We start from the raw sequence: 13,522 nt of genomic DNA on the forward strand, positions 1-13,522 counted from the left end.
CAGGTGATGGCCGAGATGGAATCCTACGACATCCGGCAGGTGCTCAAGGCGCTGCCGCATCGCTATCCGTTGCTCCTCGTCGATCGGGTCAAATCGATCACGCTCGGCGAGGAGATTCACGCGGTGAAGGCGGTGACCTTCAACGAGGATTTCTTTCAAGGCCATTTCCCGGGCGCGCCGATCATGCCCGGCGTGCTGCAGATCGAGGCGCTGGCGCAGGCCGCGGCGATCCTCGGTATCGAGACGCTGGAGCTGGCCGGAACGGGCAAGCTGGTTATCTTCATGGGGATCGAGAACGCCAAGTTCCGCAAGCCCGTGGAGCCGGGCTGCCTCCTCGATCTGGAAGTGCAGTTCCTGCAGAAGCGAAGCCGGGTCTACAAGTTCAAGGGCAAGGCGAGCGTCGAGGGAAATACGACCTCCGAGGTCGAATTCACCGCGATGATCGCCGACCCGCCTTCCTGAGGTGCGATAGCTGCATCTAGGGTGGCCAGCCCTGCTTCTTGCCAAATGCCTCGCGCGACGCTAAGCGCGCGCCTTTCCCGATTACAGCGGGCCCGGTCGGAACCGGGCTATTGCTACGAAGGACCGATATCATGAAATCCGAAGCGCATCCCGACTACCACACCATCACCGTCAAGATGACCGATGGTACCGAGTTCCAGACCCGCTCCACCTGGGGCAGCGAGGGCGATACGCTCGCGCTTGAGATCGACCCGACCAGCCACCCGGCCTGGACCGGTGGCAAGCAGCAGCTGCAGGAAGGTGGCCGCGTCGCCGCTTTCAACAAGCGTTTCGGTGGTCTCTCGCTCAAGAAGAAGTAAGCGCTTCCGACCAATTGGTTTCGAAAGGGCGGTCCTGCGGGCCGCCCTTTCTCGTTCGGTTCCTATTCCCAACCCCATGGTCGCTCGCGGTACCATCGCGTGATCACGTATTTGGTGCCCTTGCGCACTTTCATTCCGTGGTGGAGCGTGTCGGGATTGGGGACGCCGTCGGCCTGCATGTTGTTCCACGCCAGGGCTTTGCCGGTTTCGGGCTGGAAGATCTTGCGTGCCGCCTTGAACCGTGTGCCGCCGCCCGCCTCGACCTGGTTCAGATAGATCATCACCGTCCAGGTGCGCTGGCCCGCGACGGAGCAGTATTTGTCGTAATCCTGTCCGCCCGGCTCGAAGTAGTCGGTGTGCGGTTTGAACTCCTGACCCGCCGCATACCGCTGACCCTGCAGGGGTTCGCCATGGGCTGGATCGATACCGGTCCATTCGTGCAGCATGGCGTTTAGCTGTCGCGTCTCTTGTGCTTCTTCGGGCAGATCGCAGGTTTCGCTGGTGCGGAAATAGGCGTCGCCGTTGGGATCGGCCAGGGTCGAGGGGCGACGGCTCGCGTCGATCATCTTGATCAACCGCTTGCACAATTCCGGATCGAGGAAGCCTCTTCGCTGGACGAGTTCCAGCCGGTCCGAAGGCAGTTTCTGCGCGCGCTCGGCGCGCAGCAGGAACTCGATACTGGATTCGCCGAGAGCGGTCATCGACGATGCGAATACCCTTCGCAGCATTCGCCGCCAAGCCCGGGTAATTTTGTTTCGCGAGACGCCCGCTCAGGTAGATTTTCCTTTGCAAATTCGCCTGCCTGTGTAACAGGCGCAGCCCGAACATGGGCGGCCTTGACGATGCCGCCGATGGGCGTAACAGCCCCGCCGGTGCGCGGGTTTCCTCACCGGGACACGGGGCATGTGGCGATCGTAGCTCAGTTGGTTAGAGCGCCGGTTTGTGGTACCGGAGGTCGGGGGTTCGAGACCCCTCGATCGCCCCATTTCTCCCACGCGCATCCATTCTTATTCCCCCAATACAGGCGGGCGCGCGAGACATGACGGCTTTCTGGACCGAACCCGATTACGACGATCACGAACTGGTGGAACTGGTTCGCGATCCGCATAGCGGGCTCACCGCCATCATTGCCGTCCATTCGACGCATCTCGGCCCCGGCGCGGGCGGCACCCGGTTCTGGCACTATGCCGAGCCGAAGGATGCGATGCGCGATGCGCTCCGCCTCAGCCGCGGCATGAGCTACAAGAACGCCATGGCCGGACTGCCGATGGGCGGGGGTAAGGCCGTCATCCTCGCCGACGAGGACGGGACCAAGACGCCCGACCTGCTCGCCGCCTTCGGCGACGCTGTCGAGGCGCTGGGCGGGAAATACGTCACCGCGGAGGATGTCGGTATCGGCGAAGCGGATATGAGCGCGGTGGCCGAGCGAACTTCATACGTGTCCGGCCTGCCGGTCGAAGATGGCCAGGCGGGCGGCGATCCCGGGCCCTTCACCGCGATGGGCATTTATCTCGGAATCAAGGCGGCCGTCGCGCACAAGCTGGGCAAGGACAGCGTGGAGGGCGTCCATGTCGCTATCCAGGGCACCGGCAGTGTCGGCGGCGGCGTCGCCCGGCTGCTGGCGAAGGACGGCGCGAAGCTGACCCTTTCCGATATCGACGAAGATCGCGCCGCGCGGCTCGCCTCGGAGCTGGGTGCGGACAAGGTTTCTCCCGACATCATCATGGGCGTCGCCTGCGACGTGTTCAGCCCCAATGCGCTGGGCGCCATCCTCGACGATGAAGGGATCGCCCGGCTCGATTGCGCGATCGTGGCCGGCGGGGCGAACAACCAGCTCGCGCGGGCGCATCATGGAAAGGTACTGGCGGATCGCGGCATCCTCTATGCCCCCGATTACGTCATCAACGCGGGCGGCATCATCTCAGTGACGCTCGAATATCTGTGCCGAACCGAGGGCCAGCCCTGCGACATCAACGAGGTGCGCAAGCGCATCGCGCAAATCCCCGAGCGACTGGTCGAGATCTGGCGGGAAAGCGAGCGCAGCGACCTTTCGCCGGATGTGGTGGCCGATGGCATGGCGCAGGAGCGCATCGGGCGCCGCTGATCGCGGGTGTTTCCTGCCCGACAATCCGAAAGGCCGCTTGCCCGCGTCGCGTCGCCCTGCCAATGCAGGAGCGGATCGATCTAGCATGCACGGTTTCGCCAATCCCCGCCGTTTTTTGAGCCTCGCGCGCTGGCTGACGCCCGTGCTGTTGCTGTCAGGCCTGCTCGTTACGGCAGCGGCACTGTGGTGGGGCCTGACACGCGTGCCGCCCGACCGGCTGATGGGCGAAACCGTGCGCATCCTTTTCCTGCATGTGCCCGCCGCATGGCTCGGCATGGGCGGCTGGACCACGATCGCGATCTCCAGCCTGGTCTTCCTGGTCTGGCGCCATCCGCTGGCCGCGATCGCGGCGCGGGGGGCGGCGGTGCCGGGTATGGTCTTTACCGCGATCTGCCTCGTTACCGGATCGATCTGGGGCCGACCCGCCTGGGGTACATGGTGGGTGTGGGACGGACGGCTGACCAGTATGCTCGTGCTGCTGTTCCTCTATGCCGGTTACATCGCGCTGGCGCAGGCGGTGGAGCGCGAGGGCGCCTCCGCCCGCATTCCGGCAATCTTCGGGCTGGTCGGCGCGATCAACATCCCGATCATCAACCGCTCCGTGGTCTGGTGGAACTCGCTGCACCAGCCCCCCAGCATCACGCTGGGCAAAAGCGCGATCGATCCCGTTTTCCTCTGGCCGCTACTCGTCGCAACGCTCGGCTTCTCCTTGCTGTTCGGCGGCGTCGTGCTTGCGCGAATGCGCGCGCTGCTGGCCGATTTGCAGGCGGATGCGCGCCTGCGGCGCCGGGCGATGGAGGCGGCCTGATGAAGGAAGCGCTCGACCAATGGGATTTCGTGGTCGCCGCCTACGCGATCGGCGTCGTCGGAACGCTGGCGACGGTCGCATGGAGCTGGTGGGCGATGAAGCGTGCCGAGGCGCGCCGCGAGAAGGCACGACGCAGATGAGCGCGCTCAAGCCAAAGCACCAGCGGCTGGTCCTGGTGGTAATCGCAATGGTAGCGCTGATCGGCGCGGCCCTGCTGGCCGCATGGGCGCTGCGCAGCCAGGCGAATTATTTCTACCTACCCGACCAGATGGAGCAGAACCCGCCCGCACCGGGCCAGGCGGTGCGGCTTGGCGGTATGGTACAGCGCGGTTCGGTGAAGCAGATGGCCGACGGGGTCTCGATCACCTTCACCGTCGGCGGCCGCGGGGCGATCGTGCCGGTGCGCTACAGCGGCATTGTGCCGGACCTGTTTACCGAAGGCTCGGGTGTCGTCGCAGAGGGCTCGCTCGGGCGCGATGGAGTTTTTACCGCGACCAACCTGCTCGCCAAGCATGACGAAAACTACACGCCCCGCGAGATGCAGGGCCTGGATGATGGCACCGCGTCGAAGATGGCGCGCGACACCACGGTCGGCCTTTAGATGATCGCCAATCTCGGTCTCGCCGCGCTATGGCTCGCGACGGCGCTGTGCGTGTTGCAGCTCGTGACCGGTGCGCTGGGTATGCGGGCGGAGGGAGACGATATCGCCCGGCTCGTGCGCCCCGCGGCGATCGTGCAGGGCGGGCTGGTCGCCGTGGCGTTTCTCAGCCTTATCTACGTTTTCGCGATTACGGACCTCTCGGTCGCGCTGGTGGCGGCGAACAGCCATGCCGACAAGCCGATGATCTTCAAGCTGGCGGGCGCATGGGGCAATCACGAGGGCTCAATGCTGCTATGGGTCACCGTTATGGCTGTGGCCGGCGCGGCGATCGCGGCGTTCGAGTATCGTCTGCCCGAACGGACCATGCGCGCCACGCTGGCGGCGCAGGCCTTCGTCGGGCTGGGCTTCTATGCCTTTCTCCTGTTCAGCTCCAATCCGTTCGAGCGGCTGTCGCCTCCGGCCGTCACCGGGGCCGGGCTCAACCCCTTGCTGCAGGACATCGGTCTCGCGTTCCATCCGCCCACGCTCTATTTCGGCTATGTCGGACTTTCGGTCGCTTTCAGCTTCGTCGTCGGCGCGCTGCTCACCCGCCAGGTGACGCCTGACTTCGCCCGCGCGGTCCGCCCGTGGATCCTGGGAGCTTGGGTGTTCCTGACCGTGGGGATCACCGCGGGGAGTTACTGGGCATATTACGAGCTCGGCTGGGGCGGCTGGTGGTTCTGGGACCCGGTCGAGAACGCCAGCCTGATGCCGTGGTTGGCCGGTACGGCATTGCTGCATTCGGTAGGAGTCCTCGCCGCGCGCGACGCGCTGCGGACGTGGACGGTGCTGCTGGGTGTCATCGCATTCTCGATGAGCATGGTCGGCACATTCCTGGTGCGTTCGGGCGTGTTGACCAGTGTGCACGCATTCGCGGTTGATCCGGAGCGGGGGGCCTTCATCCTCGCACTGCTGACGATCTACATCGGCGGGGCATTGACCCTGTTCGCCCTGCGCGCGGGCAGCATCGCGGAAGGGGAGCGGTTCGCGCTGGCCAGCCGCGAAAGCGCGCTGGTGATCAACAACGTCATGCTCAGCGCCATATTGGCGGTGGTGCTGGTGGGCACGCTCTATCCGTTGCTGACCGAGGCGTTCGGCACGCGAGTGTCGGTCGGGCCGCCCTATTTCAACCCGGTCAGCGCGATCTTCGCCGTGCCCATGCTGGTAGTGATGATGGTCGGTCCTCTGCTGCGCTGGCGGCGGGACCGTTTGACGCGTATCGCGAAGCCGCTTGCGCTTGCCGGGGCCGTCACGCTCGTAACTCTGATCGTGTCGATCGCGATGGGCGTAGCGCTGCTTCCGCTACTTGGGCTTGCATTGGGGCTGGGACTGGCGGTGGCAAGCGTCTTGCCGCTGTGGCGCAGGCGGCTGACCCGCACGCCTTTGACGACCTGGGGAATGGTCGTCGCGCACTTTGGAATAGCCGTGGCAGTGCTAGGGATGGCGAGCGAGAGCGGGTTCTCGAGCGAGCGCCTCGTGGCGCTGACCCCGGGCACGGATACGACGATCGCCGGCTGGACCGTCCGGCTCGACGGCGTCGACCCCGTCGCCGGCCCGAACTGGACGGCGCTGGAAGGGCGTATGACCGCACAGCGCGCCGATGGAGCGGTCCACCCCCTGCGGCCCCAGGCGCGCAGTTTCACCGATCCGGTGCAGTCCACGACCGAGAGCGCCTTGCTGACGGCATGGGACGGACAGCTCTACGCCGTGCTGGGAAATGCCGCGGGTGAGGGACGATGGCAGGTGCGCCTGTGGTGGAAGCCCTTCGTCACCCTGATCTGGCTCGGCGGGCTGCTGGTGGCACTGGGCGGCTTGCTTTCGATCGGCGGGCACCTGGTGGTGCGGCGGCGCCAGAGCGCATTTCGCACACGGCTAGCGCAGCGGCGTGCGGATGTAGCGGAACTGGCGGCATGAACCGGCTGGCTTTCCTCGTCCCGCTACTGCTGTTCCTGCTCTTCGCCGGGGTTGCGGGCTATATGCTGACCCAGCCGAAGGACGAGACGGTGAAGAGCGCGATGATCGGACGTCCGCTTCCCGCGTTCGACCTGCCGGGCGAGAGCGAGGACGCGCCGCGCCTCGCCAGCGCCTATTTCGCCGATGGCACGCCGCGGCTTCTCAACGTATGGGCGAGCTGGTGCGTGCCGTGCGTGGCGGAGGCGCCCCAACTCGAGGCGTTGCAACGCGCCGGAGCCCCAATCGTTGGCATTGCGATACGGGACACGCCGGAGGATATCGCCCGCTTCCTCGCCCGAAATGGCGACCCGTACATCCGCATCGCGCGCGACGACATATCCCAGGTGCAGCTTGGCATCGGATCTAGCGGCGTGCCCGAAACCTTCGTCATCGATGGCCGAGGTATTATCCGTTACCAGCATATAGGCGATATTCGGCCGGACGACGTGCCTGTCTTGTTGCGACAGTTGGAGCAGGCGCGGTGAGGGCGCTATTCGTCTGTCTCGCGCTGCTGATATCGGTTCCTGGTCCCCTGCTGGCGCAATCGGCAGTTCCGCCTGCACCCTATGCGAATGCGCAGCTCCCCGATCCCAGGCAGGAAGCCGAAGCGAAGGAGCTGATGGAAACGCTGCGATGCGTTACCTGCCAGTCGCAGTCGATCGCCGACAGCGACGCAGCGATGGCGGGCGACATGCGCCATCAGGTTCGCAGCCGGATCGCCGCGGGGGAGGAACCGGAGGCGATCCGCCGCTCGATGATCGCGCGTTACGGTGACTATATCAGTTACGCCCCTCGCATGGATGGCGCCACCTGGCCCCTCTTCTTGCTGCCTGTGATCCTCCTGCTGGCCGTGGCATTGCTCATCTGGCGGCGGCTCGGCCGCGGAGGAAAGCAGGTCGGATGAGCTGGGTCGCCGCAATCCTTCTTGCGGGGCTTGGGTTCCTGGGCGGCGCGATGCTGCTGAGGCGCGAGCGCGGGCTGTGGACGCTGTTCGCGGCGGCGCTGGTGTTCGGTCTCGCGGGCTTCGCGTGGCAGGCCAGTCCGGCATTACCCTCCGCCCCAGGCCAGTCGATGAAGGATACAGCCTCCGCCGACACGCAAATGATGGAGGCGAGACGTGAATTCTTCGCCGCCACCGATCCTCGTAGCCGCTATGTCCTGACGGCCGATGCTTTCGCCCGCCGCGGCCGGTTGGACGACGCCGCGGGCATGCTGCACAATGCGGTGCAGGAAAATCCGAACGACGGCGAGGCTTGGCTCGCGCTCGCGACCGTCTTGGTCGAGCATGCGGGCGGTCGGTTGGCGCCCCCTTCGCTTTACGCTTTCGAGCGAGCGCAGGCGCTGCTTCCCGGCAATCCCGGCCCCGCCTATTTCCTCGGCATAGCGGCCTTACGCGAGGGGCGGTTCGAGGACGCACGTGAAATCTGGGCGCAAGGTGCGGCGCAGGCGAAGCCCGGAGCGCCGGGGCGCGATCTGCTCGCGATGCGTCTGGCGCAACTGGATGAAATCATCGCCGCCATGTCCGCGGGTGGCACGCGCGGGACACGCCCCTAGCGAAGCGTTGCGCAGGTTCCGGCGTGCTGGTAATCGCGCGCCTCGCAATATGCGCTTGAGCGGAGTCGCGATGATGACCAAGCGCCAAACCACCGGGGCCCCCATTCCATGAGCGAAGTCTCCCTCGACAACCATCGCACGTCCGAAGGTGGCGGCGGTGGCCATCATGGCAGCAATTCCAAGTGGAAACTGGCCGCAGGCGCGATCGGCGTCGTCTTCGGCGATATCGGCACCAGTCCGCTCTACGCTTTCCGCGAAACCTTTGTCGGTCCGCACCCGCTGGCGATCGACCGGCTGCACGTTTTCGGTGTCGTCAGCCTGATCTTCTGGTCGATGACGCTGGTCGTGGCCGTCCAGTACGTTTCCATCCTCATGCGCGCCGACAACAAGGGGCAGGGCGGCAGCCTCGCTCTCGTCGCGTTGATCAGCCGGACCATGGGGCGCAATCGCTATGGCTGGCTGGTGGTGCTGCTCGGCGTGTTCGCGACCTCGCTGTTCTACGGCGACAGCATGATCACGCCCGCCATTTCTGTCCTGTCGGCGGTGGAGGGGCTGACCGTCGTCAACCCGGCTTTGAGCAATCTCGTCATTCCGATCTCGCTGGTCCTGCTGATCGGCCTGTTCATGCTGCAAAAGCGCGGCACGGCAGCGGTCGGCGCGCTCTTTGCGCCGGTGATGATCGTCTATTTTACCGTCATCGCGGTCCTTGGCGTGATCTCGCTGGTCCAGCATCCCGAAATCCTCCTCGCCCTCAATCCGATGTACGCTGTGCAATTCTTCATCAGCGACGGTACGCTGGCGTTCCTGGCACTCGGTTCCGTCGTGCTGGCGGTGACGGGTTCGGAAGCGCTCTATTCCGACATGGGCCATTTCGGTCGCGGGCCGATGCGCCTGTCATGGTTCGGCTTTGTCATGCCGTGCTTGCTGCTGAACTATTTCGGTCAGGGTGCGATGATCGTGTCCCTGAGCGCGCCCGAAGCGGCCGAGGCGATCAAGGCACCATTCTTTACCCTGGCACCGGAGATGCTGCGCTTGCCGCTCGTCTTCCTCGCGACCGCGGCGACCTTCATCGCCAGCCAGGCGGTCATTTCCGGGGCGTTCTCCATCACCCAGCAGGCGATGCAGCTGGGCTTCATCCCGCGCTTGTCGATCCGCCACACGAGCGAGACCGAGGCGGGGCAGATCTACATCCCGAGCATCAACTGGGCGCTGATGATCGCGGTCATCATCCTGGTCCTGTATTTCCGCAATTCGTCGAACCTCGCCTCCGCCTACGGCATCGCCGTGACCGGGGCAGTGACGATCGACACCTTCCTGATGGCCGTGCTGCTGACCGGGGTGTGGAAATGGAAGTGGTGGATCGCGGCACCCGTGGTGCTCGTCTTCCTGATCGTGGACGGTGCCTATTTCGCGGCCAACCTCACGAAGGTGCCCGATGGTGGCTGGTTCCCGCTACTGATCGGTTTCATCACCTTCACCCTGCTCACCACCTGGGCGCGCGGGCGCACGCTGATGCGCAACCGGATGAGCGAGATCGCGCTGCCGATCGAGATTTTCGCGAAGTCCGCGCATAACAGCGCCACCCGCGTGCCGGGCACCGCAATCTTCATGGCTGCGAACCCCAACGGCGTGCCCTCTGCGCTGCTGCACAATATCAAGCACAACAAGGTGCTTCACGAGCGGGTCGTGATCCTGACGGTGGAGATTGCCGACATACCCTATGTCGAGCCGGACCGTCGCTACGATTACAGCGAGCTGGGCGAAGGCTTCTATCGCCTCGTCCTGAATTACGGCTTCATGGAAGAAACCGACGTGCCGCTGGCCTTGTCGCAGATCGATCGCTGCGGTGGATCGTTCGACATGATGAAGACGAGCTTCTTCCTCAGCCGCCAGACGCTGCTTCCGGGCGACCAGCCGGGCATGCCGATCTGGCGCGAGAAGATTTTCGCCTGGATGTTGCGCAATGCGGCGACCGCGATGGAATTCTTCCGCCTGCCGACCAACCGGGTCGTCGAACTGGGCAGCCAGGTGCGTATCTAACTAAGCGTCAACCGCCGGTCGGCGGCTCTTCGCTAACCGCCTCGTCGGTCGCTTCGCTGCTCAGCCCGTGGCGCAACAGCATAGGGATCTGCGCAAAGGTGAAGAGGAAGCTGAGCGGCAGGAAGACCCAAAGCTTCGCCGCCAGCCAGCTGCCGAAATCGAGGTTCCAGCGCAGCGCCTCGTTCAGCGCCGCGAGGAACAGGAAGAACACGCCCCAGTTGCGGCTCAATTTCAGCCAACCTTCGTTCGACAGTCCCTCGAAGGCAGCCTCCAGCAAAATCTTCAGGAGTGCGCGTCCGCGCCACCATCCGATCAGCAGGGCGACCCCGAAGATCGCGTAGATGATCGTGGGTTTGAGCTGCACGAAGACCGGATCGCCGAAGAAAACCGTCAGCGCGCCAAAGCCGACGATGAGCGCGGTGGAGAACCATAGCATGGGCGAGATGCGCCCGAGCCGCCATTTGGAAATGCCCAGCGCAACCACCGACGCCGCCATGAAGGCGAGCGTCCCCTTCACGACGGCCGCGATCTCGAGCACGGAAGAATGGTCCGCCGGCGCGAACCAGCGATAGGTTAGGAAGAAAACCAATAGCGGCCCGTAATCGGTGACGACGCTGAGCCAACCGGAGCCCGGTTTCTTTTTGTTACTGGTGTCTTTCATCACGCAACCCCGGCGATCACGCGCGCGACCAGATCGGGGTCGAACGGTCGCAAGTCGTCGATCTTCTCGCCGACGCCGATCGCGTGAATGGGAAGGCCGTATTGCTCCGCCGCGGCGACCAACACGCCGCCGCGCGCGGTGCCGTCGAGCTTGGTCATGACAAGTCCGGTCACACCGGCGACTTCCTTGAACACATCGATCTGGCTCAGCGCGTTTTGGCCGTTGGTGGCATCGAGGACCAGCACTACGTCGTGGGGTGCCTCGGGATTCAGGCGGCCGAGCACGCGGCGGATCTTGGCCAGTTCGTCCATCAGCTCGCGCTTGTTCTGGAGGCGTCCGGCGGTATCGACCACCAGCGCGTCGATCCCCTGATCGGTCGCTGCCTTGACCCCGTCGAATACGATGCTGGCCGGATCGCCGCCTTCGGCCCCGCGAATGATCGGTGCGCCGATCCGTTCGGCCCAGGTGGCGAGCTGACCGATGGCCGCAGCGCGGAACGTGTCGCCCGCGGCCAGCATGACGCCGTAATCGTCCTCTTGGAACCAATGCGCCAGCTTGGCGATCGTGGTTGTCTTGCCCGATCCGTTGACGCCGATGACCAGAATCACCTGCGGACGGGGGAATGCGGTGATCTCCAGCGGCTTCGCAACCGGGCGCAGGATCGCGGCGATCTCCTCCGCCACCGCTTCCTTGAGCTCGCGCTGGGTGATCTCCAGCCCGAAGCGCTTCTCGCGCAGCTTCTCCCGGATGCGGCCTGCGGCGGCAGGGCCGAGGTCGGAGACGATCAGCGCGTCTTCGATCTCGTCCAGCGTCGCATCGTCCAGCCGCGTGGTGCCACCGCCGATACCGGTGAGGTTGTCGGACAAACGGTCGGAGGTCTTGCGGAACCCGCCGAACAGGCGGTCGCTCCAGCTCGGCTGGTTCACTGCAACATGCCTTTCGCGTGGGAGGTGGGGGTGATGGTGACGATGGTGCCGGGCACCGTGCCATGGGGCAGGGCGACCCGCGCGAAGTTTTCCGCATAGCCGCCGCCATCGCGCTCCGCCAGCACCCGCTGGGGCACGCCAATCTGCTCGCCCATCCAGGTATTGCGCGCATTCGCGATAGCGGCGCGCAATTCTGCCGCGCGCGCCTTCACGATAGCGCGATCCACCTGCGGCATGCGCGCTGCCGGTGTTCGGGGACGGGCGGAATAGGGGAAAACATGCCCATGAACGATTTCTAGCTCGCGAACGATCGACAGATTCGCGCGGTGATGTTCTTCGCTTTCCGTCGGAAATCCCGCGATCAGGTCCGCCCCGATCGCGATATCGGGTCGGCCGGCTTTTAACCGCGCGACGAGTTCGATCGCATCGGCGCGACTATGGCGACGTTTCATCCGCTTCAGGATCAGGTCGTGCCCGTGCTGCAAGGAGAGGTGGATATGCGGCATGAGCCGGGGCTCTTCGATCAACAACGCCAGCAGATGCTCGTCGATCTCGACGCCATCGACCGAGGACAGGCGCAGGCGCGGTAGGTCCGGAACAGCTTCCAGGACGGCGTCCACGAGCATTCCCAGCGAGGGCGCTCCGGGCAGGTCGTGTCCCCAACTGGTCAGGTCCACACCTGTCAGCACCAGCTCGGCCACTCCCTGGGCGACCAGCTCTTGTGCCTCGCACACGACATGCTCGATCGTCAGGGACCGGCTTCGTCCGCGCCCCAGCGGAATCACGCAGAACGTGCAGGCATGATCGCACCCATTCTGCACCGCGAGGAAGGCCCTCGTATGCCCGAGGGCTTGGCGCTCGCTAACCATTGCAGCCGGTACATTATAACGGCGCGCGTCGAGCTTATCGACATTCGGCACGATCCCATCGATTTCGGGCATGGCCGACAGCGCATCCCGCTCGATATCGGCAGCGCAGCCGGTCACCAGCAGCCGGGCCTCGGGCCGAGCCCGTCGTGCCCGCCGAATGGCTTGCCGCGTGGCCCGCACGGCCTCGCTGGTGACGGCGCAGCTGTTGACGACGACGAGGTCCTCGGCCCCGCTGACGAGGCCCGCAATCCGCTCGCTCTCGGCGATGTTCATCCGGCAGCCAAGGGTCACGATTTCGGGCGCCCTCACGCGAAATCGCCCCATTCGAAATCGCCGCGGAAGCTTTCGGTAGCAGGGCCGCTCATCATGATACGATCGTCATCGTCCCATTCGATCCTGATCGTGCCGCCCGGCAGAGTGACCCGCACTGTTCGCGCGGTGAGGCCGCGGCGCATGGCCGATACCGCCGTGGCGCATGCTCCCGTTCCGCAGGCGTGGGTAAGCCCGGCCCCACGTTCCCACACGCGGAGGCGGAGTTCGTCGGGCCCCGTAAGCTGGGCGACGTTGACGTTGATCCGTTTCGGGAACAGCGGATCGGTTTCGATCTGCGGGCCGAGCTGCTCCAGCGCCATGGCCTCGGCGTTCTCGACGAAGAAGACGACATGGGGATTGCCGACATTGGCCGCAGCGGGATTTTCGAGTTCGTCCCAAGCGACCGGCATGGCGAGGGTGTCCATCGCATAGGCTAGCGGAATATCTTCCCAGCCGAAGCGGGGCCTGCCCATATCCACGCTCGCGCTGCCATTGCCGGGTTCTACCCGCACCATTCCCCCGGCGGTGGCGATCTCGGCGGGTTCGCCATGCAGCAGTGCGACCGCTCGGCTGGCATTGCCGCACGCTTCCACTTCGGTTCCGTCCGCGTTGAAGATGCGCATGGCGAAATCGGCTGTCGCATGGGGTTCGAGCAGGATGATCTGGTCGCAGCCGACGCCGCGATGCCGATCGGCAATCGCGCGAGCGCTTCCTTCATGCAACACCGGCAGGTCGGTGGCGCGGGCATCCAGCACGACGAAGTCGTTGCCGAGGCCATGCATCTTTACGAACGGGACGCGCATTGCGCCTGCGCATGTATGGGGCACCGCCCCC

At 65.0% G+C, this 13,522-nt stretch carries 16 protein-coding genes and 1 tRNA gene; 12 read left to right on the forward strand and 5 right to left on the reverse strand.

The features are described 5' to 3' along the window. Nucleotides 1-6: 6 nt before the first annotated feature. Together fabZ and rpmE are read left to right on the forward strand one after the other, a co-directional pair. Nucleotides 7-462: a 3-hydroxyacyl-ACP dehydratase FabZ gene (gene fabZ / locus F7D01_RS12190; protein ID WP_215227799.1), complete on the forward strand. Its 456-nt coding sequence runs from the start codon at nt 7-9 to the stop codon at nt 460-462. 131 nt (nt 463-593) lie between these two features. Continuing rightward, nucleotides 594-821: a 50S ribosomal protein L31 gene (rpmE, locus tag F7D01_RS12195; RefSeq protein WP_215227800.1), complete on the forward strand. Its 228-nt coding sequence runs from the start codon at nt 594-596 to the stop codon at nt 819-821. A gap of 62 nt (nt 822-883) precedes the next feature. Here the strand turns inward: rpmE and F7D01_RS12200 are convergent, their stop codons facing one another. Continuing rightward, a complete protein-coding gene (locus tag F7D01_RS12200) occupies nt 884-1,522 on the reverse strand; it encodes a 2OG-Fe(II) oxygenase (RefSeq protein ID WP_215227801.1) in 639 nt (212 codons plus the stop codon). A 207-nt stretch (nt 1,523-1,729) separates the two neighbouring features. On the opposite strand from F7D01_RS12200, the gene F7D01_RS12205 reads away from it, so the two are divergent. The 10 genes from F7D01_RS12205 to F7D01_RS12250 all read left to right on the forward strand — a co-directional run bounded on the left by F7D01_RS12205 (nt 1,730) and on the right by F7D01_RS12250 (nt 9,920). Next, nucleotides 1,730-1,806: transfer RNA gene (locus F7D01_RS12205), tRNA-His, on the forward strand. Nucleotides 1,807-1,860: 54 nt separating this feature from the next. Further along, nucleotides 1,861-2,925, forward strand: a complete 1,065-nt coding sequence (locus F7D01_RS12210; RefSeq protein WP_215227802.1) for a Glu/Leu/Phe/Val dehydrogenase — start codon at nt 1,861-1,863, stop codon at nt 2,923-2,925. Nucleotides 2,926-3,010: 85 nt separating this feature from the next. After that, complete coding sequence (gene ccmC / locus F7D01_RS12215; RefSeq protein WP_215227803.1) at nt 3,011-3,733, forward strand: heme ABC transporter permease CcmC; 723 nt, start codon at nt 3,011-3,013, stop codon at nt 3,731-3,733. Continuing rightward, the gene (locus tag F7D01_RS12220) at nt 3,733-3,873 is read left to right on the forward strand and encodes a hypothetical protein (protein WP_215227804.1); all 141 of its coding nucleotides are present in this window, start codon (nt 3,733-3,735) and stop codon (nt 3,871-3,873) included. Before ccmC ends, F7D01_RS12220 begins: the two co-directional genes overlap by 1 nt. After that, entirely contained in the window at nt 3,870-4,334 is a 465-nt protein-coding gene (ccmE, locus tag F7D01_RS12225) for a cytochrome c maturation protein CcmE (RefSeq protein ID WP_215227805.1), read from the forward strand. Before F7D01_RS12220 ends, ccmE begins: the two co-directional genes overlap by 4 nt. Beyond that, complete coding sequence (locus tag F7D01_RS12230; protein ID WP_215227806.1) at nt 4,335-6,287, forward strand: heme lyase CcmF/NrfE family subunit; 1,953 nt, start codon at nt 4,335-4,337, stop codon at nt 6,285-6,287. After that, a complete protein-coding gene (locus F7D01_RS12235; RefSeq protein WP_215227807.1) occupies nt 6,284-6,811 on the forward strand; it encodes a DsbE family thiol:disulfide interchange protein in 528 nt (175 codons plus the stop codon). Before F7D01_RS12230 ends, F7D01_RS12235 begins: the two co-directional genes overlap by 4 nt. Further along, nucleotides 6,808-7,230 (forward strand): cytochrome c-type biogenesis protein, encoded by a 423-nt coding sequence (locus F7D01_RS12240; RefSeq protein WP_215227808.1) that lies wholly within the window; start codon nt 6,808-6,810, stop codon nt 7,228-7,230. The genes F7D01_RS12235 and F7D01_RS12240 overlap by 4 nt, the downstream gene beginning before the upstream one ends. After that, on the forward strand, nt 7,227-7,880 hold the full coding sequence (locus F7D01_RS12245) for a tetratricopeptide repeat protein (RefSeq protein ID WP_215227809.1): 654 nt from the start codon (nt 7,227-7,229) through the stop codon (nt 7,878-7,880). The genes F7D01_RS12240 and F7D01_RS12245 overlap by 4 nt, the downstream gene beginning before the upstream one ends. A gap of 108 nt (nt 7,881-7,988) precedes the next feature. After that, on the forward strand, nt 7,989-9,920 hold the full coding sequence (locus tag F7D01_RS12250) for a potassium transporter Kup (protein ID WP_215227810.1): 1,932 nt from the start codon (nt 7,989-7,991) through the stop codon (nt 9,918-9,920). A gap of 7 nt (nt 9,921-9,927) precedes the next feature. On the opposite strand, the gene F7D01_RS12255 is transcribed toward F7D01_RS12250, so the two are convergent. From F7D01_RS12255 to dapF, 4 genes are read right to left on the reverse strand one after another with little or no spacing between them, the layout of a single operon-like run. After that, nucleotides 9,928-10,581: an inner membrane-spanning protein YciB gene (locus F7D01_RS12255; protein WP_215227811.1), complete on the reverse strand. Its 654-nt coding sequence runs from the start codon at nt 10,579-10,581 to the stop codon at nt 9,928-9,930. After that, nucleotides 10,581-11,507 carry a signal recognition particle-docking protein FtsY gene (gene ftsY, locus F7D01_RS12260; RefSeq protein WP_215227812.1) on the reverse strand — a complete coding sequence of 309 codons (927 nt, stop codon included), beginning with the start codon at nt 11,505-11,507 and terminating at the stop codon, nt 10,581-10,583. Before ftsY ends, F7D01_RS12255 begins: the two co-directional genes overlap by 1 nt. Beyond that, entirely contained in the window at nt 11,504-12,685 is a 1,182-nt protein-coding gene (mtaB, locus tag F7D01_RS12265; RefSeq protein WP_251566811.1) for a tRNA (N(6)-L-threonylcarbamoyladenosine(37)-C(2))-methylthiotransferase MtaB, read from the reverse strand. The genes ftsY and mtaB overlap by 4 nt, the downstream gene beginning before the upstream one ends. Next, complete coding sequence (dapF, locus tag F7D01_RS12270; protein WP_215227814.1) at nt 12,682-13,491, reverse strand: diaminopimelate epimerase; 810 nt, start codon at nt 13,489-13,491, stop codon at nt 12,682-12,684. The genes mtaB and dapF overlap by 4 nt, the downstream gene beginning before the upstream one ends. Between the last annotated feature and the right edge of the window lie 31 nt (nt 13,492-13,522).

Origin of the sequence: Erythrobacter sp. 3-20A1M (genome assembly GCF_018636735.1) — a bacterium.
Taxonomy (GTDB): Bacteria; Pseudomonadota; Alphaproteobacteria; order Sphingomonadales; family Sphingomonadaceae; genus Alteriqipengyuania.